Annotated in this window: 1 protein-coding gene and 1 pseudogene; both read left to right on the forward strand. The window is 76.9% G+C overall.

Annotation, left to right across the window (positions count from 1 at the left end):
- Positions 1–31 precede the first annotated feature (31 nt).
- Entirely contained in the window at positions 32–14929 is a 14898-nt protein-coding gene (locus tag GA0070614_RS28385) for a type I polyketide synthase (RefSeq protein WP_088978820.1), read from the forward strand.
- An 86-nt stretch (positions 14930–15015) separates the two neighbouring features.
- Positions 15016–26214, forward strand: a pseudogene (locus GA0070614_RS28390) (type I polyketide synthase); the annotation flags it as partial.
- Between the last annotated feature and the right edge of the window lie 36 nt (positions 26215–26250).

A 26250-nucleotide genomic window follows, 5' to 3' on the forward strand; every position in this document is an offset into this window, starting at 1 on the left:
CGGACCTCTGATCCCGATACGGAGTGGCCCGATGCCCACTGAGGAAGAGTTCCTCGACTACCTCCGGCGCGCCACGGCCGACCTGCGCGAGGCACGGCGGCGGGTGCGCGAGGTGGAGGCGAAGGACCGCGAGCCGATGGCCGTCGTCGGCATGGCCTGCCGGTTCCCCGGCGGGGTACGCGGCCCCGACGACCTGTGGGACCTCGTCGCCGCCGGCCGCGAAGGGCGGGGCGACTTCCCGACCGACCGGGGCTGGGACCTGGAACGGCTGTTCCACGTCGACCCCGACAACCCGGGCACCTCGTACACCGACCAGGGTGGCTTCCTCTACGACGCCACCGGGTTCGACCCCGGCTTCTTCGGCATCAGCCCGCGCGAGGCGCTGGCCATGGACCCGCAGCAGCGGCTGCTGCTGGAGAGCGCCTGGGAGGCGTTCGAGTCCGCCGACCTGGACCCGCAGCGGCTGCGCGGCAGCCGCACCGGCGTCTTCGCCGGCGTCATGTACCACGACTACGCCTCCCGGGTGCTGGACCTGCCCGAAGGTGTCGAGGGGTACCTGGGCACCGGCAACTCCGGCAGCCTCGTCTCCGGCCGGGTCGCCTACACGTACGGGCTGGAAGGGCCGGCGGTCACCGTCGACACCGCCTGCTCGTCCTCGCTGGTCGCCGTGCACCTGGCCGTGCAGGCGCTGCGCCAGCGCGACTGCGACTTCGCCCTGGCCGGCGGCGTCACCGTGCTGTCCACCCCCGGCGTCTTCGCCGAGTTCTCCCGCCAGCGCGGCCTCGCCCCCGACGGGCGGTGCAAGTCGTTCGCCGCCGCCGCCGACGGCACCGGCTGGGCCGAGGGCGTCGGGGTGCTGCTGCTGCAACGGCTCTCCGACGCCCAACGCGACGGCCGGCGCATCCACGCGGTGATCCGGGGCAGCGCGGTCAACCAGGACGGCGCGAGCAGTGGCCTGACCACCCCGAACGGGCCCAGCCAGGAGCGGGTGATCCGGCAGGCGCTGGCCAACGCCCGGCTCGCCCCCGCCGACGTGGACGCCGTCGAGGCGCACGGCACCGGCACCACCCTCGGCGACCCGATCGAGGCACAGGCGCTGCTGGCGACGTACGGGCAGGACCGCGACGGCACGCAGCCGCTCTGGCTCGGCTCGGTCAAGTCCAACCTCGGGCACACCCAGGCCGCCGCCGGGGTCGCCGGCCTGATCAAGATGGTGATGGCGATCCGGCACGGCGTGCTGCCGGCCACCCTGCACGTCGACGCCCCGTCGCCGCACATCGACTGGTCCGCCGGGGCGGTCGCACTGCTCACCGAGGCCCGGCCCTGGCCGGCCGCCGACCGGGCCCGCCGGGCCGCCGTGTCGTCGTTCGGCATCTCCGGCACCAACGCCCACGTCATCCTCGAACAGGCCCCCGCCGTCGAGGAGGCCGAGCCGCCGTCGTCCGCCGCCGTGCCGCCGCTGGTGCCCGTCCTGCTGTCGGCCCGCAGCCCGCAGTCCCTCGCCGCACAGGCCGGTCGCTGGGCCGCGTTCCTCGCCGCCCACGAGTCCGTCCGTCCGGTCGACGTCGCCGCGTCCTCGCGCAGCCGCGCCGGGCTGGACCGGCGTGCCGTGGTGCTCGCCGCCGACCGCGCCGACCTGCTCGCCGGGCTGCGGTCGCTGGCCGACGGCGAGCCGGCCGCGTCGGTGCTCACCGGCCACGCCACGCCCCGGGGCCGGGTCGCGTTCCTCTTCTCCGGCCAGGGCGCCCAGCGCGCCGGCATGGGCCGCGAGCTGGCCGAGGCGTACCCGGTCTTCGCCGCCGCCCTGGACGAGGTCTGCGCCGCGCTCGATGAGCACCTGCCGCGCCCGCTGCGCGAGGTGATGCACGCCGAGGCCGGCACCGACGACGCCGACCTGCTGCACCAGACCGTCTTCACCCAGGCCGCCCTGTTCGCCGTCGAGGTCGCCCTGTTCCGCCTCGCCGGCTCGTTCGGCCTGCGCCCCGACTTCCTGGTCGGGCACTCCATCGGTGAGCTGGCCGCCGCGCACGTCGCCGGGGTGCTCTCCCTCGCCGACGCGGCCACCCTGGTCGCCGCGCGGGGCCGGCTGATGCAGGCGCTGCCCACCGGCGGCGCGATGCTCGCCGTCGCCACCGACGAGGCGTCCGTGGTGGAGTCGCTGGCCGGCGTCCCCGGCCGGATCGGCGTCGCCGCCGTCAACGGCCCCACCGCCGTCGTCGTCTCCGGCGACGCCGAGGCGGTCGACGAGGTGGAGCGGATCTGGCGCGAGCGGGGCGCCCTCACCCACCGGCTGCGGGTCAGCCACGCCTTCCACAGCGCGCTGATGGACCCGATGCTCGCCGAGTTCGCCGCCGTCGCCGCCGGACTCGACTTCCGGCCGCCCACCGTGCCGATCGTGTCGAACCTGACCGGCCGGATCGCCGAGGCGGAGCAGCTGTGCACCCCCGACTACTGGGTGCGGCACGTGCGGGAGGCGGTCCGCTTCGCCGACGCCGTCGACCGGCTCGCCGAGGCCGGCGTCGGCACGTACGTCGAGCTGGGCCCCAGCGGCGTGCTCACCGCCATGGCGCAGAGCTGCCTGACCGACCCGTCCACCGTGCTGGTGCCGCTGTCGCGCAAGGACCGGCCCGAGTCCCGCGCCCTGCTGGAGGCGCTGGCCCGGCTGCACGCCGACGGTCTGCCCGTCGACTTCGACGCCCTGCTCGACGGCGTCGGCGCCCGCCGGGTCGACCTGCCCACGTACGCGTTCCAGCACGAGCGGTACTGGCTGGAGCCGGTGGGGCGGATCGCCGACGTCACCGGCGCCGGGCTCGGCGCGGCCGGGCACCCGCTGCTCGGCGCGGCGGTCTCCGTGGCCGGCGAGGACATGGTGCTGCTCACCGGCCGGCTGGCCCTGGCCACCCACCCGTGGCTCGCCGACCACGCGGTCGCCGGGGTGGTGGTGCTGCCCGGCACCGCGCTGGTCGAGCTGGTCGTACGGGCCGGCGACGAGATCGGCGCGTCCCGGGTACGGGAGCTGACCGTCGTCGCGCCGCTGGCCCTGCCCGGGACCGGCGGGGTCCGGGTCCAGGTGCGCGTCGGCGCGGCCGACGACGTGGGCCTGCGCGCGGTGACCGTGCACGCCCAGTCCGAGGACGACCCCGACGCCGGCTGGGTCCGGCACGCCGAGGGCGTGCTGGCGCCCGCCGACGGCGACGAGCCCGGCCTCGGCGTCTGGCCGCCCGTCGCGGCCACCGAGGTGGACCTCGCCGAGTGGTACGACACCCTCGCCGGGCGCGGCCTCGGCTACGGTCCCGCGTTCCGGGGCCTGCGTCGGCTCTGGACCGGCGACGGCGAGGTGTACGCCGAGGTCGCCCTGGACGAGGAGGCCGCCGGGCAGGCCGGCACGTTCGGGGTGCACCCCGCGCTGCTGGACGCCGCCCTGCACCCGGTCGGGCTGCTGCTGGCCGGCGCGGACGGCGGCCCCCGGGTGCCGTTCGCGTTCTCCGGCGTGCAGGTGCACGCCGCCGGGGCGGCGGCGCTGCGGGTGCGGCTGACCCGCGACGGCGACACGGTGCGGCTGGTCGCCACCGACCCGGCCGGCGCGCCGGTGGTGTCCGTGGACGCCCTCGTGCTGCGGGAGCTGACCGGCCTGACCGCCCCCGGCGTGGCGACCCGCTCGCTGTTCGAGGTCACCTGGCAGCCGGAGGACGTCGGAGCCGTCGAGGACCTGACCGGGTGGGTGCTGCTCGCCGCGGCGGACCGGCCGAACCCGGCGGAGCTGCCCGCCCACCCGGACGTGGCGGCGGTGCTCGCCGCCGTGGACGCGGGGGAGGAGCCGCCGACCGCCCTGGTGCTGCCGGTGACCGCCCCGGCCGGGACGGAGCTGCCCGAGGCCGTGCCCGCCGTCACCGCCGACGTGCTCGGCGTGCTCCAGGCGTGGCTGGCCGCCGACGCGCTGGCCGACTCCCGGCTGGTGGTGCTCACCCGGGGCGCGGTGCCGGCCCGCGACACCGACCCGGTCACCGACCTGGCCGGCGCCGCCGTCTGGGGGCTGCTGCGTTCGGCGCAGTCCGAGCACCCGGACCGCATCGTCCTGGCCGACCTCGACACGGACCCCGACGCCGCCACGCTGGCCGTGCTGGCCGGCGTCGCCGACGAGGCCGCCGGCACCGGTGGGCAGGTGGCGCTGCGCGACGGCCAGGTGCTCACCCCGCGCCTGGTCCGCGTCCCGGCCCCGGCAGACGGCCCGCCGGGGCTCGGCGACGGCACCGTGCTGGTCACCGGCGGCACCGGCGCGCTCGGCGCGCTGGTGGCCGAGCATCTGGTCACCGGGCACGGGGCGCGGTCGCTGCTGCTGGTGTCCCGGCAGGGCCCCGACGCCCCCGGCGCGGCCGAGCTGACCGGGCGGCTGACCGACCTGGGCGCCCGGGTCGAGGTCGTCGCCGCCGACGTGACCGACCCGGAGCGGGTCGCCGCGCTGGTCGCGGGTGTGCCCGGCCGGCTGGCCGGCGTGGTGCACACCGCCGGCGTGCTCGACGACGGGGTGGTCACGGCGATCAGCGCGGACCGGCTGGCCGGGGTACTCGCCCCGAAGGCGACCGCCGCCTGGTGGCTGCACGAGGCCACCCGGGACCGCGACCTCGACCTGTTCGTCGTCTTCTCCTCGGTCGCCGGGGTGCTCGGCTCACCCGGGCAGGCCGCGTACGCCGCCGCGAACACGTTCCTCGACGCGCTCGCCGCGCACCGCCGGCGGGCCGGCCTGCCGGCGGTCAGCCTGGCCTGGGGGATGTGGGACACCACCGGCATGGCCGCCACGGTCGGCGACACCGACCGGGCCCGGTCCACCCGGGCCGGCATCACCCCGATGAGCGTCGCCACCGGTCTGGCACTCTTCGACGCCGCCCTCGCCACCGGCCGGCCGGCCCCGGTGCCGGCCGCGATCGACGTGGCGACGATGCGCGCCCGGGTGGTCGCCGGCCGGGTGCCGTCGATGCTGCGGGTGCTGCTCGGGCCGGTCTCCACCCGCCGGCAGGCCGGCACGGGCAACTGGGCCGACCGGCTCGCCGGGCTGGACCCGCAGGACGCCCGCGACCAGGTCGACGCTCTGGTCCGGGGCCTGGTCGCGCAGGTGCTCGGGCACGGTGGCGCGGACGCGGTGCCCGCCGACCGGGCGTTCCGGGAGCTGGGTTTCGACTCGTTGACCGCGGTGGACCTGCGTAACCGGATCAACGCGGCGACCGGGCTGCGGCTGGCCTCCACGCTGGTCTTCGACTACCCGACCCCGCAGATCCTCGCCGGTCAGGTGTACGCCGAGCTGACCGGCGCGCGCTCCGCCACCGTCACCCCCACCGACCCGGCCAGCACCACCGGACTCGACGAGCCGATCGCCATCGTCGGCATGGCCTGCCGGTTCCCCGGTGGGGCGGACAACCCCGACCAGCTCTGGGAACTGCTCGCCACCGGCGGGGACGGCATCAGCGAGTTCCCCGCCGACCGGGGCTGGGACCTGGACACCCTCTTCGACCCGGACCCGAACCACAGCGGCACCTCGTACGCCCGCCACGGCGGGTTCCTGTACGGCGCGGCCGAGTTCGACCCCGGTTTCTTCGGCATCAGCCCGCGTGAGGCCCTGGCCATGGACCCGCAGCAGCGGCTGCTGCTGGAGACCTCGTGGGAGACGTTCGAGTCCGCCGGTCTGGACCCGCAGCGGCTGCGCGGCAGCCGCACCGGCGTGTTCGCCGGCGTCATGTACCACGACTACGCCTCCCGGCTGATGGACCTGCCCGCCGAGGTGGAGGGCTACATCGGCACCGGCACCTCCGGCAGCGTGCTCTCCGGGCGGGTCGCCTACACCTTCGGCCTCGAAGGACCGGCGGTCACCGTCGACACGGCGTGCTCGTCGTCGCTGGTGGCGTTGCACCTCGCCGCGCAGGCGCTGCGGTCGGGGGAGTGCGACCTCGCCCTGGCCGGTGGCGTGACGGTGATGGCGACCCCCGGCACGTTCATCGAGTTCTCCCGCCAGCGCGGCCTGTCCCGCGACGGCCGTTGCAAGTCGTTCGCCGCCGCCGCCGACGGCACCGGCTGGGGCGAGGGCGTCGGTATGCTCCTGGTCCAACGCCTCTCCGACGCCCAGCGCGACGGCCGCCGGGTCTACGCCATCGTGCGCGGCAGCGCCGTCAACCAGGACGGCGCGTCCAACGGGCTCACCGCCCCCAACGGGCCGTCCCAGCAGCGGGTCATCCGGCAGGCCCTCGCAAACGCCCGACTGTCCACCGTCGACGTCGACGCCGTCGAGGCGCACGGCACCGGCACGACGCTGGGCGACCCGATCGAGGCGCAGGCGCTGCTCGCCACCTACGGGCAGGACCGCCCCGCCGACCGGCCACTGCTGCTCGGGTCGGTCAAGTCCAACCTCGGGCACACCCAGGCCGCCGCCGGCGTCGCCGGGGTGATCAAGATGGTCCAGGCGCTGCGGCACGGCCTGGTGCCGCCCACCCTGCACGTGGACGAGCCGTCCCCGCACATCGACTGGACCGCCGGCGCGGTCACCCTCGCCACCGAGCCGACCCCGTGGCCCGCCGTCGACCGGCCCCGCCGCGCCGCCGTCTCCTCCTTCGGCATCTCCGGCACCAACGCCCACGTCGTCCTGGAGCAGGCGCCCGAGCCGGCCGTCGCCGCCGAGTCCCGCCCCGGCGCCGCCGCCGACGCCGGGATGGTGCCGCTGGTGCTGTCCGCCACCGACCGCGCCGCCCTGCGGGAGCAGTCCGTCCGGCTGCGCGCCCACCTCGCCGCGCACCCCGAGATCGAACCGGCCGAGGTGTCGTACGCCCTCGCCACCACCCGGGCGGCGTTCGGCCACCGGGCCGTCGTGCTCGGCCAGGACCACGCCGACCTGGCCCAGGGCCTCACCGCGCTCGCCGACGGCGACACCGTCCCCACGGTCGTGACCGGGACGGCGCTGCGCAACACCGCCCCCGTCTTCGTCTTCTCCGGGCACGGCTCCCAGTGGCCCGGCATGGCCGTGGAACTGCTGGACACCGCCCCGGTGTTCGCCGCGTCCATCGCCGAGTGCGAGGCCGTCCTCGCGCCCTGGGTGGACTGGTCCCTCACCGACGTGCTGCGCGGCGCCGAGGACGCCCCGCCGCTGGTCGCCTCCGGCGTGGTGCAGCCCACCCTCTGGGCGGTGATGGTGTCCCTGGCCCGGCTGTGGCGCTCGCTCGGCGTCCGTCCCGGCGCGGTGGTCGGGCACTCGCAGGGCGAGATCGCCGCCGCCTGCGTGGCCGGCGCGCTCTCCCTGGAGGACGCCGCCAAGATCGTCGCGCTGCGCAGTCAGGTGCTCGTCGACATCACCGGTCGCGGTGGCATGGTCTCCGTGGCGCTGCCCGCCGAGCGGGCCCGCGAGCTGCTGACCCGCTGGTCGGGCCGGCTCTGCGTCGCCGTGGTCAACGGCCCCGGCTCGGTGGTGGTCGCCGGCGACCACGACGCCCTCGCCGAACTGCTCGCCGTCTGCGCGGCCGACGACGTGCGGACCCGCCCGATCGACGTCGACTACGCCTCCCACTCGCCGCAGGTCGAGGCCGTCGCCGACCGGCTGCTCGACAGCCTCGCCGGGATCACCGCCCGCCCCGCCGAGCTGCCCTTCTACTCCGCGTTGACCGGCGAGCCGACCGACACCGCCACCCTCGACGCCGGCTACTGGTACCGCAACCTGCGCGAGACGGTGAACTTCGAACGGGCCGTACGCAGCCTGCTCGACGACGGCCACCAGGTCTTCCTGGAGGTCGGCCCGCACCCGGTGCTCAGCTTCGGCATGCAGGAGACGATCGACGCCGGCGAGCACGACGCGGCCGTGGTCAACACGCTGCGCCGGGGCGCCGGCGGCTGGCCCCGGCTGCTCACCGCCCTGGCCGAACTGCACGTGCGGGGCGTCGAGGCCGACTGGAACGCCGTCTGCGGGGTGCGCAGCGGCCCGGCCGTGCCGCTGCCCACGTACGCCTTCCACCGCCAGCGGTACTGGCCGGAGGCGCCCGTACGCACCGGCCCGGCGACCGCCGCCGAGGACCCGGTCGACCGGCAGTTCTGGGACGCCGTCGAACGCGCCGACGCCGAGGCGCTCGCCGCCACGATGCGCGTCGACGAGGCCGAGGCCCGCACGCTCGGCGACGCCCTGCCGGTGCTCTCCTCCTGGCGGCAGCGCCGCCGCGACGAGTCCACCGTGGACGCCTGGCGCTACCGGGTGCGGTGGAAGCCGCTCACCGCCGCCACCGGCACCTCGACCGGCGGGACGTGGCTGCTCGTCGCGCCCGCCGCGTACGCCGGTGACCCGCTGGTCGGGCAGGTCGTGCAGACCCTCGGCGAGGCCGGGGCCGACGTGCTCCCGGTGACCGTCGCCGCACCCGACCGCCGGACGCTGGCCGGGCAGCTCGCCGCCGTCGACGCCGACACCGTCACCGGCGTGCTGTCCCTGCTCGCCCTCGACGAGGCCGCCCACCCGGACCGGCCCGTCGTCCCCGCCGGCCTCGCCGGCACCCTCGCCCTGGTGCAGGCCCTCGGCGACGCCGGGATCACCGCCCCGCTCTGGTGCGCCACCCGGGGCGCCGTCTCCACCGGCCGCGCCGACCCGCTGGACCACCCCCGGCAGGCCCTGGTCTGGGGACTCGGCCGGGTCGCCGCCCTGGAACACGCCGACCGGTGGGGCGGCCTGGTCGACCTGCCGCCCGTCCTGGACCGGCGCTCGCGGGGCCGGCTCGCCGCCGCCCTCACCGGCGCCGACCACGAGGACCAGGTCGCCGTACGCCCCTCCGGCCTGTTCGCCCGCCGGCTGGTCCGCGCCGCCGTGGAGAGCACCCCGGACGACACCGGCTGGCGGCCCACCGGCACCGCCCTGGTCACCGGCGGCCTCGGCTCGCTCGGCGCGCACGTGGCCCGCTGGCTGGCCCGCGCGGGCGCGTCGCACCTGGTGCTGACCAGCCGGCAGGGCCCCGCCGCGGCCGGCGCCGCCGAGCTGGAGGCCGAGCTGACCGGGCTCGGCGCGACCGTCACCATGGCCGCCTGCGACGTGGCCGAAGCCGCCGCGCTGCGGGACCTCGCCGACCGCCTCGCCACCGACGGCGTCCGGGTCGACGCGGTGTTCCACGCCGCCGGCGTCGCCCACGCCGGCCCGCTCGCCGACACCGACCTCGCCGAACTGGCCGACGGACTGCACGCCAAGGTCGCCGGCGCGGTCAACCTCGACGCGGTCTTCGGCGACGCCGCCGCGTTCGTGCTCTTCTCCTCCGGCGCGGGCGTCTGGGGCGGCGGTCTGCAGGGCGGCTACGCCGCCGGCAACGCCTTCCTCGACGCCCTCGCCGAGGACCGCCGCCGTCGTGGCCTCGCCGCCACCGCCGTGGCCTGGGGCGCGTGGGACGGCGGCGGCATGCTGGAGACCGACGGCGCCGCCGACCAGATGTTCCGCTCCGGCGTCCGCCCGATGCGCCCCGAGCTGGCCGTCTCCGTGCTCGCCCAGGCCCTCGCCCACGACGAGGCCACCCTCACCGTCGCCGACATCGCCTGGGACCGGTTCCACCAGACCTTCGCGCTGACCCGCCCCCGGCCGCTGATCGAGGACATCCCCGAGGTGGCCCGGATCGTCGCCGCCGCCCGGACCCGCGACGACGACGAGCCCGCCGAGGCGTCCCCGCTGCGCGGCCGGCTCGCCGGGCTCGCCGAGCCGGAGCGCCGCCGCACCCTGCTGGAACTGGTCCGGGTGCACGCCGCCGCGGTGCTCGGGCACGCCTCCGCCGAGGCCGTCGGCGCCGACCGACCGTTCCGGGAGATCGGCTTCGACTCGCTCAGCGCCGTCGAGATGCGCAACCGCCTCGGTGAGGCCGTCGGGCTGCGGCTGCCCGCCACCCTCGTCTTCGACCGGCCCACCCCGGCGCTGCTCGCCGCCTGGCTGGCAGACCGCATCCTCGGCGTCACCGAGCAGAGCGCCGCGCCCACCCGGGCCGCCGCCGCCCTCGACGAACCCGTCGCCATCGTCGCGATGAGCTGCCGCTACCCGGGCGGGGTCGGCACCCCCGAGGAGCTGTGGCGGCTGGTCGCCGAGGGCCGCGACGCGATCGCCGGGTTCCCGGCCGACCGGGGCTGGGACCTCGACGCCATCTACGACCCCGACCCCGACACCCCCGGCACCTCGTACGTGCGCGAGGGCGGCTTCGTCACCGACGTCGGCGGCTTCGACGCCGGCCTGTTCGGCATCTCCCCACGCGAGGCGCTGGTCATGGACCCGCAGCAGCGGCTGCTGCTGGAGACCGGCTGGGAGCTGTTCGAACGCGCCGGCATCGCCCCCGCCGACATGCGGGAGAGCAGCACCGGCGTCTTCGTCGGCACCAACGGCCAGGACTACGCCACCCTGCTGATGGCCGCGAAGGCCGAGACCGAGGGCTACCAGGCGACCGGCAACGCGGCGGCGGTGGTCTCCGGCCGGCTCTCCTACACCTTCGGCCTGCAGGGCCCCGCCGTCACCGTCGACACCGCGTGCTCGTCGTCGCTGGTCGCGCTGCACCTGGCCGTGCAGTCGCTGCGCTCCGGCGAGTGCGACATGGCCGTCGCCGGCGGGGTGACCGTGATGGCCACCCCCGGCCCGTTCCTGGAGTTCGCCCGACAGCGCGGCCTCGCCGCCGACGGCCGGTGCAAGTCGTTCGCCGGGGCGGCCGACGGCACCGGCTGGGGCGAGGGGGCCGGCCTGGTGCTCCTGCAACGGCTCTCCGACGCCCGCCGCGACGGCCGGCGGGTGCTCGCCGTGGTCCGCGGCTCCGCCACCAACCAGGACGGCGCGTCCAACGGCCTCACCGCCCCGAACGGACCAGCCCAGCAGCGGGTCATCCGGCAGGCCCTCGCGAACGCCGGGCTCACCCCCGCCGACGTCGACGCCGTCGACGGGCACGGCACCGGCACCCGCCTCGGCGACCCGATCGAGGCGCAGGCCCTGCTCGCCACGTACGGGCAGGACCGGCCCGCCGACCGGCCGCTGCTGCTCGGCTCGATCAAGTCCAACATCGGCCACACCCAGGCCGCCGCCGGCGTCTCCGGCGTGATCAAGATGGTGATGGCGCTCCAGCACGACGTGCTGCCGCCCACCCTGCACGTCGACGAGCCGACCCCGCACGTCGACTGGGCCGAGGGCGCCGTGGCGCTGCTCGCCGAACCGACCCCGTGGCCCGAGGCGGGCCGCCCGCGCCGGGCCGCGGTGTCCGCGTTCGGGGTCAGCGGCACCAACGCCCACGTCATCCTCGAACAGGCCCCCGACGACACCGACGAGCCCGAGGACCCGCCGCACCCGGTCGCGGCGCTGCCCGTGCTGCCCTGGGCGGTCTCCGGTCACGACGAGGACGGGCTGCGCGCCCAGGCCGCCCGGCTCGCCGACTGGGCGTCGGGCGCACCCGACACCGACACCGCCGTCGCCCGGGCGCTGGCCACCGCACGCTCACCGCTGCGGCAGCGGGCCGTGCTGCTCGCCGCCGACCGTCAGACGTACGTGGCCGGGCTGCGGGCGCTCGCCGCCGGGCAGAGCCACCCCGCCCTCACCCGGGACGTCGCCGAACCCGGCACCCTCGCCGTGCTCTTCTCCGGGCAGGGCGCCCAGCACGCCGGGATGGGTCGGGAGCTGTACCGGACCTTCCCCGCGTTCGCCGAGGCGCTCGACGAGTGCTGCCAGCACCTCGACGCCCACCTGCCCCGGCCGCTCAAGGAGGTGCTCTTCGCCGAGGCCGGCACCGACGACGCCGCCCTGCTGGACCACACCGTCTTCACCCAGGCCGGCCTCTTCGCCGTCGAGGTGGCGCTGCACCGGCTCCTGGAGAGCTGGGGGATCGTCCCCGACCTGGTCGCCGGGCACTCCGTCGGGGAGATCACCGCCGCCCACGTGGCCGGCGTGCTCACCCTGCCGGACGCGTGCACGCTGGTCGGCAACCGGGGCCGGCTCATGCAGGCGCTGCCGGCCGGCGGCGGGATGCTCGCCGTCGCCGCCGGCGAGGCCGAGGTCACCGACACCCTCACCCCGTACGCCGACCGGGTCGCCGTCGCCGCCGTCAACGGGCCCACCGCCGTGGTCGTCTCCGGCGCCGCCGACGCGCTCGCCGAGCTGGCCGCGCACTTCACCGCCCTCGGCGTACGCACCAAGCGGCTCAACGTCAGCCACGCCTTCCACAGCCCGCTGATGGAGCCGATGCTGGCCGAGTTCGCCGCCGTCGCCGCCGGCCTGGACTACGCGCCGCCGACCGTCGCGGTGGTGTCCAACCTGACCGGCCGGGTCGCCGACCCCGAGCTGCTCTGCACCCCCGACTACTGGGTGCGGCACGTCCGGGAGGCCGTCCGGTTCGCCGACACCGTCACCCAGCTGCACTCGCTCGGCGTGTCCACGCTGCTGGAGGTGGGGCCCGACACCGTGCTCACCGCGCTGGCCGCCGACGCGCTGCCGCCCGGCGGGCGCACCCTGGTCACCGGCGTGCAACGGCCCGGCCGGGGCGAGGCCGCGGCCCTGCTCGGCGCGCTGGCCCGGCTGCACTGCCACGGCGTACGCCTCGACTGGGCGGCGCTGCTGCCCGCCGCCGAGCCGGTCGCCCTGCCCACGTACGCCTTCCGGCGCCAGCGGTTCTGGCCGGTCGGCGACGGCGACGTGGTACGCACCGCCGAGCCGGCCGCCCCGGTCGCCGGCCCCGCCGACGAGGCGTTCTGGCAGGCGGTGGCCGACGAGGACGGCGACGGGCTGGCCGCCCGCTTCGGTGTCGACCCGGACCGGCCGCTGCGCGGCCAACTGTCCACCCTGGCGACGTGGCACCGGCAGCGGCAGACCGACACGCTGGTCGACGGCTGGCGCTACCGGATCACCTGGCCGCAGCGGCAGCTCACCGCCGGTCCCGCCACCGGCGACTGGCTGCTCGTCGTCCCCACCGACAGCTCCGCCACGACCGGCCTCGCCGCCGCGACCGCCAGCCCCGGCCCCGACACCGCGACCGCCAGCCCCGGCCCCGACACCGCCGACCGCGTGGGCCACCCGGCCACCGACCGCCCCGCCACCGAGGTCGGGGAGTGGCTCGCCGGGCTGCTCGGCGCGCACGGCGGCACGGTCCGCACCCTCGCCGTCGACCCGGCGACGGTCACCCGCGCCGGGCTGGCCGGACAGCTCGCCGCCGACCCCGGCACCCGGATCGTCTCGTTGCTCGCCCTCGACGAGGGGCCGCACCCCGCGCACCCGGCCGTGCCGGCCGGCCTCACCGGCAACCTCGCCCTGATCCAGGCGGTCACCGACGCCGCCCCGGCCGGGCCGCTCTGGCTGCTCACCCGGCAGGCCGTCAGCACCGGCGCCGGTGACCCGGTCGCCCACCCCGCGCAGGCCACCACCTGGGGCCTCGGCCTGGTCACCGCCCTCGAACACCCGGCCCACTGGGGTGGCCTGCTCGACCTGCCGGCCGTCCTCGACCCGGCCGCCGGGGAGCACCTGCTGCGGGCGCTGACCAACACCGACGCCGAGGACCAGCTCGCCGTCCGTCCGCCCGGGGTGCACCTGCGCCGTCTCGCCCGCGCCGCGCGCGGCGCGCTGCCCGACACCCCGGCCTGGCAGCCACCGGACACCGTGCTGGTCACCGGCGGCACCGGCGCGATCGGCCGGTACGCCGCCGCCTGGCTCGCTCGGCACGGCGCCCGCCGGCTCATCCTGGTCAGCCGGCGCGGCCCGGACGCCCCCGGCGTCGCCGACACCCTGGCCGAGCTGGCCGACCTCGGCGCGCAGGCCCGCGTCGTCGGCTGCGACCTGGCCGACCGGGACGCCGTCGCCGCCCTCGTCGACGGGCTGCGCCGCGACGGCGAGACCGTCCGGGCGGTGGTGCACGCCGCCGGCGTGGGCCGGCTCAACCCGGTGCGCGTGGTCGACCCCGACGAACTCGCCGACGTGGTCGCCGGCAAGACCGCCGGGGCCCGCCACCTCGACGAGTTCCTCGACCCGGAGGCGCTGGAGCTGGTCGTCTACTTCTCCTCCATCGCCGCCGCGTGGGGCGTCGGCGACCACGGCGCGTACGCCGCCGGCAACGCCTTCCTCGACGCGTGGGCGCAGTCCCGGCCCGCCGGCCGGGCCCGGGTGGTCTCGGTCAACTGGGGGCCGTGGGCCGGCGGCGGCATGGTCAGCGACGAGCACGCGGTGGCGATGAGCCGCCGCGGCGTCTCCCTGCTGGACCGGGAGCCCGCGATGGCCGCGCTGCGCGCCGCCGTGACGGGCGACGGCACGGTGCTCACCGTCGCCGACGTCGACTGGGCCCGCTTCGCCCCGGTCTTCGCCTCCGCCCGGCCGCGCCCGCTGATCAGCGACCTGCCCGAGGTGGCGGCGCTGCGCACCGGCCCCGACCCGGCCGCCGACGGCGGCGACGAGGTCCGCACCGGCCTGCGCAAGCGGCTGGCCGACCTCACCGCCGCCGAGCAGAACCGGCTCCTGGTCGACCTGGTCCGCACCGCCGCCGCGGAGGTCATCGGCCACGACAGCCCGTACGCCCTGGAGGCCGACCGGCCGTTCCGTGACCTCGGCTTCGACTCGCTGACCGCCGTGGAGCTGCGCGGCCGGCTGGCGGCGGCGACCGGCCTGCACCCGGCCAGCTCGGTGGTGTTCGACTACCCGACCCCGCAGGCCCTCGCCGAGCACCTGCGCGCCGAACTGGTCAGCGAGGCGTCGGTGCAGACGCTGCCGACGGTCGAGGAGCTGGACCAGCTGGAGGCCGCCCTCGTCCGGCGCGAGCAGGACGACCTGGGCCGGGTGCGGGTCACCATGCGGCTGCACCGGCTGCTGGAACGCCTCGGTGCCGCCGAGCGGGGGGAGACCGAGCGGCCCGAGGAGGCCGCCGAGGTCGCCGACCGGTTGCGGGTGGCCAGCAACCAGGAGCTTTTCGATCTTGTGGACAGGGACCTCGGGCTTTCCTGAGTCACGCGCGTCACGTACCGGTGGAGAACGAGGGAGCGAGATCAACCATGGCGGACGAAGAAAGGCTGCGCGAGTACCTGACGCGGGTCATCGCCGAGCTGCACCAGACCCGCCAACGGCTGCGCGAGGTCACCGCCGAGGAGTCCGAGCCGGTCGCCATCGTCGCGATGAGCTGCCGCTACCCGGGCGGCATCGCCTCGCCCGAGGACCTGTGGTCGTTCGTGTCGGCCGGCGGGGACGCCGTCGGCGAGTTCCCCACCGACCGGGGCTGGGACCTCGACCGGCTGCACCACCCCGACCCCGACAACCCCGGCACCTCGTACACCGCCGCCGGCGGGTTCCTCTACGACGCCGGCCGCTTCGACGCCGCCCTGTTCGGCATCTCGCCGCGGGAGGCCGTGGCCATGGACCCGCAGCAGCGGCTGCTGCTGGAGGTCACCTGGGAGGCGTTCGAACGCGCCGGCATCGCCCCGCTGTCGCTGCGCGGCAGCCGCTCCGGCGTCTTCGTCGGCACCTCCGGGCAGGACTACGCCGCCGTGCTGCACCGCGCCCCCGGCGTCGAGGGCTACGTGCTCACCGGCACCGCCGCCAGCGTCGTCTCCGGCCGGCTCGCCTACACCTTCGGCCTCGAAGGGCCCACGGTCACCGTGGACACCGCCTGCTCGTCGTCGTCGGTCGCCGTCCACCTCGCCTGCCAGGCGCTGCGCCAGCGCGAATGCTCCCTCGCCCTGGCCGGCGGGGCCACCGTGCTGGCCACTCCCGGCCCGTTCGTCGAGTTCTCCCGGCAGCGCGGCCTCGCCGCCGACGGGCGGTGCAAGTCGTTCGCCGCCGCCGCCGACGGCACCGGCTGGTCCGAGGGCGTCGGCATGCTGCTGCTCGAACGGCTCAGCGACGCCCGCCGCAACGGTCACCCCGTCCTCGGGATCATCCGCAGCTCCGCCGTCAACCAGGACGGCGCCTCCAACGGGCTGACCGCCCCCAACGGCCCCGCCCAGCAACGGGTGATCCGGCAGGCGCTGGCCGGCGCGAAGCTCACCCCCGACCTGGTCGACGTGGTCGAGGCGCACGGCACCGGCACCACGCTCGGCGACCCGATCGAGGCGCAGGCGCTGCTGGCCACGTACGGGCAGGACCGTGGGGACGCCGCGCCGCTGCTGCTCGGTTCGATCAAGTCCAACATCGGGCACAGCCAGGCCGCCGCCGGCATCGCCGGGATCATCAAGATGGTCATGGCGATGCGGCACGGCACCGTGCCCGCCACCCTGCACGTCGACGCGCCCACCCCGCACGTCGACTGGACCACCGGCGCGGTCACCCTGGTCACCGAGCCCACCGCGTGGCCGGCCGTGGAGCGCCCGCGCCGCGCCGCCGTCTCCTCGTTCGGCATGAGCGGCACCAACACCCACCTCATCCTCGAACAGCCCGAGCCGGTCCCCGCCGAGGCCGACCGGCCGGAGTCGTCCGCGCCGGTGCCGGTGCTGCTCACCGGCCGTACCCGGGCCGCGCTGCGCCGCCAGGCCGAACGCTGGTCCGCGCACCTGGCCGCCGACCCCGGCCTGCGTACCGCCGACGTCGCCTGGACCTCCGCGACCTCCCGGTCGCCGCTGGAGCACCGCGCCGTCGTCCTCGCCGACGACCGCGACGCCGCGCTGGCCGCGCTGACCGCCCTCGCCGACGACCGGCCCGCCGCCGGACTGGTCACCGGCGTCGCCGCCGACCGGGGCGCCGTCGCCTTCCTGTACTCCGGGCAGGGCGCGCAGCGCGCCGGCATGGGCCGCGAGCTGGCCGCCGCGTACCCCGTCTTCGCGCAGGCCCTCGACGAGGTCTGCGCCCACCTCGACCACCGGCTGCCGAAGCCGCTGCGGACGGTGCTCTTCGCCGAGGCCGGCACCGACGACGCCGCGCTGCTGGACCAGACCCTGTTCACCCAGGCCGGCCTCTTCGCCGTCGAGGTCGCCCTGCACCGGCTCCTCGACTGCTGGGGCATCACGCCCGACCTCGTCGCCGGGCACTCCATCGGCGAGATCACCGCCGCCCACGTGGCCGGCGTGCTCACTCTCGACGACGCCTGCGCGCTCGTCGCCGCCCGGGGCCGGCTCATGCAGGCGCTGCCCACCGGCGGGGCGATGCTCGCGATCGCCGCGACCGAGGCCGAGGTGGCCGCGTCGCTGGCCGGGCGGACCGACCGGGTCGCCGTCGCCGCCGTCAACGGCCCCACCGCCGTGGTCGTCTCCGGCGCCGCCGACACCGTCGACGAGCTGGCCGAACTCTGGACCGGACGGGGGGTGAAGGTCCGCCGGCTGCGGGTCAGCCACGCCTTCCACAGCCCGCTGATGGAGCCGATGCTGGCCGAGTTCGCCGCCGTCGCCGACGGGCTCGACCTGCGCGCGCCCACCCTGCCGGTGGTGTCCAACCTGACCGGCGCGCTCGCCGACCCCGACGAGATCCGCACGGCCGGCTACTGGGTGCGGCACGTGCGCGAGGCCGTCCGCTTCGCCGACGGCGTCCGTACCCTGCGCGCCCACGGTGTCGGCACCTTCGTCGAGGTCGGCCCCGACGCCGTCCTCACCGCGCCCACCGAGGAGACCCTCGCCACCGTCGGCGCCGCGCCGGACGTCGCCCCCGCCGTCGTGGTGCCGGTGCTGCGCCGCGACCGCCCCGACCGTCGCGTCCTGCTCACCGCGCTGGCCCAGCTGCACGTCGCTGGGACCCCGGTCCGCTGGGCGGAGCTCTTCGCCGACCGGCCCGGCCGCCTCGTCGACCTGCCCACCTACCCGTTCGAGCGGCAGCACTACTGGGTGCCCGCCGAGGCCCCCGCCGACCCGGCCGCCACCACCGCCGCCCCGGGCCTGCTCGACCGGCGGTTCTGGGAGGCCGTCGAACGCGCCGACCTCGACGCGCTGCGCGACACCCTCGCCGTCGACGACGAGGCCGCCGCCGAGTCGCTGCGTACCCTGCTGCCCGTCCTCGCCGACTGGCGCCGGCAGCGGCAGGCGCACTCCCTGCTCGACGGCTGGCGGTACCGGGCCGAGTGGCAGGTCGCCGCGGAACCCGCCGCCGGCCGCCTCACCGGGGCCTGGCTGCTGGCCGTCCCCGCCGGTCTCGACGACGACCCCGCCGTGCGCGCCGTGCGTGCTGCCCTCACCGCCGCCGGCGCCGACGTGACGGCGTTGCCCGTCGCCCCCGACGTCGACCGGGCCGCCCTTGCCGCCGTCCTCACCGGCACCGACACCGCCGGGATCGTCTCCCTGCTCGCCTGGGAGCCGGCCGCCGCCGACAGCGCCGCGCTGCCCGGCCTCACCGCCACCCTCGCCCTCGCCCAGGCCGCCGGCGACGCCGACCTCGCCGCGCCGCTGTGGCTGGTCACCCGGGGCGCGGTCGCCGCCGCGGCCTACGACCGGCTCACCGACCCCGCGCAGGCCGCGCACTGGGGCCTCGGCCGGGTGGTCGGCGTCGAGGCCCCGCACCGCTGGGGCGGGCTCGTCGACCTGCCGGCCCACCCCGACGCCCGCGCCGCCGGCCGGCTCGCCGCGATCCTCACCGCCACCGACGGCGAGGACCAGTTCGCGGTACGCGGACCCGGCGTCTTCGTCCGCCGCCTGGTCCGCGCCGGCCTCGGCGACCGCCCCCCGGTACGCCGCTTCGCGCCCGCCGGGACCGCCCTGGTCACCGGCGGCACCGGTGGTCTCGGCGCCCGCGCCGCCCGCTGGCTCGCCGCCGCCGGGGCCGCCCACGTCGTGCTGGTCAGCCGGCGCGGCCCCGACGCCCCCGGGGCGGCGGAGCTGGAGGCCGAGCTGACCGGCCTCGGCGCCCGGGTCACCGTCGCCGCCTGCGACATCGCCGACCGGGCCGCCCTCGCCGCCCTGCTCGACCGGGTCGAGGCCGACGGCCCGCCCGTACGCGTCGTCGTGCACACCGCCGGCGTCGCCCAGACCACCCCGCTGGCGCAGGTCACCCCCGCCGAACTGGCCGAGGTGACCGCCGGCAAGACCGCCGGCGCCGCGCACCTGCACGACCTGCTCGCCGACCGGGAGCTGGACGCCTTCGTCGTCTACTCGTCCATCGCCGCCACCTGGGGCAGCGCCGGGCAGGCCGGGTACGCCGCCGGCAACGCGTACCTCGACGCGCTCGTGCAGCAGCGCCGCGCCGACGGGCGGGCCGGCACCGCGATCGCCTGGGGCCCCTGGTCCGACGGCGGCATGCACGGCGCGGACTCCGACCGGCAGCTGCGTCGTCGGGGCGTGCCCGCGATGGACCCCGCCGTGGCGATGGACGCGCTGCGGCAGGCCCTCGACCACGACGACGTCACCCTCACCGTCGCCGACGTCGACTGGAGCCGGTTCGCCCCCGCGTACGCCTCCGCCCGGCGGCGGCCGCTGCTGGACGGCGTACCCGAGGCGAAGGCCGCCCTCGACGGCGGTGTGCCCGCCGACGACGATGACGACGGGCCCGCCGCGACCCTGCGCCGCCGGCTGGCCGAGCTGACCCCGGCCCGGCGGGAGGAGCACGTCACCGAGCTGATCCGGGACCTCGCCGCCGACGTGCTCGGCCACGACGGCGGGGCCGCCGCCGTTCCGGCCGGCACCGCGTTCCGGGACCTCGGCTTCGACTCGCTGACCGCCGTGGAGCTGCGCAACCGGCTCGTCGCCGCGACCGGGCGGGCCCTACCCACCACGCTGGTCTTCGACCACCCCAGCCCGGTCGTGCTGGCCCGCTTCCTGCTCGCCGCGCTGGTCGGCGACGCCACCGGGGACGCCCCGGCGGCCGTCGTGTCCACCGTCGACTCCGACGAGCCGGTCGCCGTCGTCGCCATGTCGTGCCGCTACCCGGGCGGCGTCGACGACCCCGAGCAGCTGTGGCGGCTCGTCGCCGACGGGGTCGACGCCGTCGGTGACTTCCCCACCAACCGGGGCTGGGACCTCGACCGCCTCTTCGACCCCGACCCCGACCACCCCGGCACCAGCTACGCCGACCAGGGCGGATTCCTGCACCGTGCCCCCGACTTCGATGCCGGGTTCTTCGGCATCAGCCCCCGTGAGGCCCAGGCGATGGACCCGCAGCAGCGGTTGCTGCTGGAGACGTCGTGGGAGGCGGTGGAGCGGGCAGGGGTCGACCCGGCGGGGTTGCGGGGTTCACGAACAGGGGTGTTCGTGGGCACCAACGGCCAGGACTATGGGGCCCTGTTGATGCTCGCCACCGACGAGGTGGAGGGCTTCGCCGGTACGGGCAACGCCGCGAGCGTCGTGTCCGGTCGGGTGGCGTACGCGTTGGGGTTGGAGGGGCCGGCGGTGTCGGTGGACACGGCGTGTTCGTCGTCGCTCGTGGCGTTGCACCTGGCGGTGCAGGCGCTCCGGCGCGGCGAGTGCGACCTGGCCCTGGCCGGCGGCGTCACCGTGATGGCCACCCCCGGCACCTTCGCCGAGTTCTCCCGCCAGCGTGCCCTCGCCGCGGACGGCCGCTGCAAGCCCTTCGCCGCCGCCGCCGACGGCACCGGCTGGGGCGAAGGCGTCGGTGTGCTCCTCGTCGAGCGGCTCTCCGACGCCCGCCGCAACGGCCACCCGGTCCTCGCGATCGTGCGGGGCAGCGCGGTCAACTCCGACGGCGCGTCCAACGGGCTGACCGCCCCGAACGGCCCGTCGCAGCAGCGGGTGATCCGGCAGGCGCTCGCCTCGGCCCGGCTGTCGACGGTGGACGTGGACGTGGTGGAGGCGCACGGCACCGGCACCACCCTCGGTGACCCGATCGAGGCGCAGGCGTTGCTGGCCACGTACGGGCAGGACCGCGACGGGCACGCGCCGCTGCTGCTCGGCTCGATCAAGTCCAACATCGGGCACACCCAGGCCGCCGCCGGGGTCGCCGGTGTGATCAAGATGGTGCAGGCGATGCGGCACGGCCTGGTGCCGGCGACGCTGCACGTCGACGCGCCGTCGCACCACATCGACTGGACCGCCGGGGCGGTGGAACTCGCCACCGAGGCGCGGCCGTGGCCGGCGGTGGACCGCCCACGCCGGGCGGCGGTGTCGTCGTTCGGCATGTCCGGCACCAACGCCCACGTGATCATCGAGGCGGCCGACGAACCCGCCGACCCGGCCGTCGTCGCGACCGCCCCGGGGCTGGTCGACGCGGCGGTGTCGGTGTGGCCGGTGTCGGCGCGGTCGAAGGCGGCGCTGGCGGGTCAGGCCGCCCGGCTGGCCGGGCACGTGCGCGGGCAGGCCGAGGGTGTGGATCCTGCTGCGGTGGGGTGGTCCCTGGCGACGACGCGGTCGGTGTTCGACCAGCGGGCGGTGGTGGTCGGGTCGCGCGTGGAGGAGCTGCTGTCGGGTCTGGACGCCGTCGCGGCCGGTCTGCCGGCGTCCCCTGTGGTGTCGGGGACGGTGTCGGGTCACGGCGCGGGTCCGGTGTTCGTGTTCCCGGGTCAGGGGGCGCAGTCGGCGCGGATGGCCGCCGGTCTGGTCGGCCGGACGCCGGTGTTCGACGCGAAGCTCGCCGAGTGCCAGCAGGCCCTCGCCCCGTACTTGGACGTGGACCTGGTCTCGGTGCTCACGGGCGAGGACGAGTCGTGGCTGGAGCGGGTCGAGGTGGTGCAGCCCGTGCTGTGGGCCGTCGGCATCGCCTTGGCGGCGGTGTGGCAGCACGTCGGTGTGACGCCGCAAGCCGTGATCGGGCACTCGCAGGGGGAAATCGGTGCGGCCTGTGTGGCCGGGATCCTCACCCTCGACGACGCGGCGAAGACCGTGGCGCTGCGCTCGCGCGCGCTCGCGGTGCTGCGCGGCACGGGCACGATGGCCTCGATCGACCTGCCCGCTGACGCAGTGGCCGAGCGGCTGCCGGCCTTCGAGGGAGTCGGGATCGCTGCCGTGAACGGCCCGTCGACGGTGGTGGTGTCGGGTCCGCCGCAGCCGGTGGCGGATCTGGTCGACGCCTGTCAGGCCGACGGTATCCGCGCGAGGCTGATCCCCGTCGACTACGCCTCCCACTCGGCGGCCGTGCAGGAGGTCGCCGAACAACTCCGCGCCGACCTCGCCGACATCACCCCGCAGCCCGGCCACGTCCGGCTCGTCTCCACCCTGACCGGCGACTGGGTCGACCCGGCCACCATGACGGCCGACTACTGGTACGACAACCTGCGTCAGACCGTGCAGTTCGACCCCGCCGTGCGTACCGCGATCGGCGCCGGGCACACCACGTTCGTCGAGATCAGCCCTCACCCGGTGCTCACCATGCCGGTCACCGCGATCCTCGACGACACCGACACCCCCGGACACACCCTCGGCAGCCTCCGCCGAGGCGACGACGATGCGACCCGGCTACTGACCAACCTCGCCACCGCCCACACCATCGGCCTACCCGTCGACCTCACCCGCGTCCTCGCCGGCACCGACACCGTGCCACTGCCCACCTACGCCTTCGACCGGGGCAGCTACTGGCTGCGGCCGTCGGCGCACCGGGGCGGCGACGTCGGCTCCGCCGGCCTCCAGGACGCCGGGCACCCCCTGCTCAGCGCCGCCATCGCCGTCGCCGACGACCAGACGGTGGTGCTCACCGGGCGGCTGTCGGCGCGTACCCACCCGTGGCTCGCCGACCACGCGGTCGGTGGGGCGGTGATCGTCCCCGGGACCGGCCTGGTCGACATGGTCATCCGGGCCGGCGACGAGGTCGACGCCGGCCAGCTCGGCGACCTCACCCTGATCAGCCCGCTCGTCCTGCCCGCCGGTGGGGCCGTGCAGGTGCAGGTACGCGTCGGCGCGCCCGACGACACCGGCGAGCGGACCGTCACCGTGCACTCCCGCCCCGAGGCCGCCGGCGACACCTGGACCCGCCACGCCGAAGGGCTGCTCCTGCCGCACCTGCCCACCCCGCTCGTCGTACCCGGACAGTGGCCGCCCGCCGACGCCGTCGAGGTCGACGCCGACCTGGACGCCTGGTACGCCGAGATGGCCGCCGGGGGCCTCGCCTACGGCCCCGCCTTCCGGGGCCTGCGCCGGGTCTGGCGCGGCGCCGACGAGGTGTACGCCGAGGTGGCCCTGCCCGACGAGGTGGCCGCCGACGCGCCCCGGTTCGGGCTGCACCCGGCGCTCTTCGACGCGGCACTGCAGGCCTGCGGCCTGACCGACCTGCTGGGCGACGGTGACGCCACCGGGACGGGCTGGATGCCGTTCGCGTTCCGCACCGTCGGCCTGCACGCCCACGGCGCCACCCGGCTGCGGGTGCGGCTGCGGTCGCTCGGCCCGGACACCGTCGCGGTCACCCTCGCCGACACCGCCGGGCAGCCCGTCGCCACCGTGGAGTCGCTGACCTTCCGCCCGGTCGCCGCCGGCCGCGCCGATGAGGCAGCCGCCCTGCGCCGCACCGCACTGTTCCACCTGGACTGGACGCCGCTGCCGCAGCCGGCCGACCCGGCGGCGTCGACCACCGGCTGGGCGGTGCTCGGCGACGACCCTCTCGGCCTCGCCGCCGCGCTGACCGCCGCCGGCCACCCGGTGACCAGCCACCGCGATTTGGCGGCGCTGGTCGCCGCGATCGGGCCCACCGGGGACGTACCCGACGTGGTCGTCGCGGCACGTAGCGACGCGGACCCGGCGCGGATCCACGAGGCCGCCACGACCGGGACCGGGAGTGCCCCGACGGACCCGGCGCGGACCGACGAGGCCGCGCACGACGCCGCCCGCGACGCCCTCGCGCTCGTGCAGGGCTGGCTCGGCGAGCCCCGGCTGGACCGCGCCCGCCTGGTCCTGCACACCACCGGTGCGGTCGGCGCGGCCCCCGGCGAAGCCCCCCGCGACCTCGCCCGGGCCGCCGTGTGGGGGCTGGTCCGGTCGGCGCAGGCCGAACATCCCGGCCGGTTCACGCTGCTCGACACCGACGCCGCCGCCATCTCCCTGGCGGCCGTCCCTGAGGCCGTCGCCGCCGGCGAGCCGCAGGTCGCGGTCCGCGACGGCGCGCTGCTCGCCCCCCGGCTGGTCCGGGCCCGGGACGCCGGGGTGCTGCCGCTGCCCGGCGACGACGTGCCGTGGCGGCTCGACGTCACCGAGAAGGGCACCCTGGAGAACCTGGCCGTGCTGCCCTGCCCGGAGGTCACCGAGGCGCTGCCGGCGGGGCAGGTCCGGGTCGCGATGCGCGCCTCCGGGCTCAACTTCCGCGACGTGGTGCTGACCCTCGGCATGGTCCCCGACCAGGAGGTGCTGGGCAACGAGGGCGCCGGCGTGGTGCTCGAGGTCGGCCCCGGCGTCACCGGCGTCGCGCCCGGCGACCGGGTGACGGGCCTCTTCTCCGGCTCCTTCGCCACGGTCGCGGTCACCGACCACCGGCTGGTCACGCGCATCCCCGACGACTGGTCGTACGCGGAGGCCGCCACCGTGCCCGTGGTGTTCCTGACCGCCTGGTACGGGCTGGTCGAGCTGGCCCGGCTCGGCGCGGGGGAGTCGGTGCTGGTGCACGCGGCGGCCGGCGGCGTCGGCATGGCCGCCGTGCAGATCGCCCGCCACCTCGGCGCCGAGGTCTACGGCACCGCCAGCCCCGGCAAGTGGCCGGCGCTGCGGGCCACCGGCTTCGACGACGCGCACGTCGCCTCCTCCCGCACCCTCGACTTCGTCGACGAGTTTCGCGACCGCACCGGCGGGCGCGGCGTCGACGTGGTGCTCAACGCCCTCAGCGGCGAGTACGTCGACGCGTCGCTGCGGCTGCTGGCCCCCGGCGGACGGTTCGTCGAGATGGGCAAGACCGACAAGCGCGACCCGCAGCGGGTCGCCGCCGAGCACCCCGGGGTCAGCTACCAGGTCTTCGACCTCATCGAGGCCGGCCAGGACGCCATCGGCCGGATGCTCGCCGAGCTGATGGCGCTCTTCGCCACGGGCGCGTTGCGTCCGCTGCCCCGCCGCGACTGGGACGTGCGGCGGGCCCCCGAGGCGTTCCGCTTCCTCAGCCAGGCCCGGCACGTCGGCAAGCTCGCCCTGAGCATCCCGCAGCCGCCCCGGCTCGACGGCACCGTGCTGGTCTCCGGCGCCACCGGCACCCTCGGCGCGCTGCTCTGCCGGCACCTGGTCACCGCGCACGACGCCCGGCACCTGCTGCTGGTCAGCCGGCGCGGCCCGGACGCCGAGGGCGCCGACGCGCTGCTGGCCGACCTGAAGGCGCTCGGGGCGGAGGTGTCGATCGTCGCCGCCGACCTGACCGACCCGGACGCCGTCGCCGACGTGCTGTCCATGGTGGACGCCCGACACCCGCTGCGGGCGGTCGTGCACGCCGCCGGGGTCCTCGACGACGCCACCGTCGAGTCGCTCACCCCCGACCGCCTCGACGCGGTGCTGCGGCCGAAGATCGACGCGGCCTGGCACCTGCACCGCGCCACGCTCGACCACGAGCTGACCGCGTTCGTGCTCTTCTCCGCCGCCGCCGGCGTGTTCGGCGGCCCCGGGCAGGGCAACTACGCCGCCGGCAACGCGTTCCTCGACGCCCTCGCCGAGCAGCGGCGGGCCCTCGGCCTGCCGGCGGTCTCCCTCGCCTGGGGCCGGTGGGCGCAGGCCAGCGGTATGACCGGGCACCTCGACGCCGCCGACATCCGCCGCCTCGACCGGGGCGGCATGGCCGCCCTCTCCACCGACGAGGCGCTGGCCCTGTTCGACGCGGCCTGGCGGTCCGAGCGGGCGGTGCTGGTGCCGGCGAAGATCAGCACCGGGCCGGCGGCGGCCGGCGCGCCGGTGCACCCGCTGCTGTCCGGGCTGGTCCGCGCCGCCGGCCGCCGGGCCGCCGCCGGTGAGGCCGCCGACGGGCAGGCGTTCGCCGAGACGCTGCGCGGCCTGAGCGACGACAAGCGGGTACGCGCCCTGCGCGACCTGGTGCTGTCGCACGTGGCCGTCGTCCTCGGCCACGGCGCCCCGGCGGCCGTCGAACCGACCCGGGCGTTCCGGGAACTCGGCTTCGACTCGCTCACCGCGGTCGAGCTGCGCAACCGGCTCGGCGCGGCCACCGGGCTGCGGCTGCCGGCCACGCTGGTCTTCGACAACCCGACGCCGACCGCGCTCGCCACGCACCTGGCCGGGCAGTTCGGCCCGGCCGACGGGGCGGACCCGTCGGCGGCGGCCGGGCGGGAACTCGACCGGCTGGAGGCGGCGCTGGCCGGCCTCGACCCGGCCGACGAGGCGTTCCGCCGGATCACCGATCGGCTGCACGGCCTGCTCGACCGGCTGGACGAGCGGCAGTCCGACGCCGGCGGCGACGACGACCTCGAGTCGGCCACCGCCGAGAACATCTTCGACCTGATCGACCGCGAGCTGGAGACGTCGTGACCGCCAGCCGCAACGACCACGGCATGCCGAGTGAGG

The sequence above is a fragment of the Micromonospora coxensis genome, from assembly GCF_900090295.1.
Taxonomy (GTDB): Bacteria; Actinomycetota; Actinomycetes; order Mycobacteriales; family Micromonosporaceae; genus Micromonospora; species Micromonospora coxensis.

Coding starts and splice junctions, on each gene's coding strand:
- GA0070614_RS28385 (WP_088978820.1), top strand. CDS start 32: ATGCCCACTGAGGAAGAGTTCCTCGACTACCTCCGGCGCGCCACGGCC.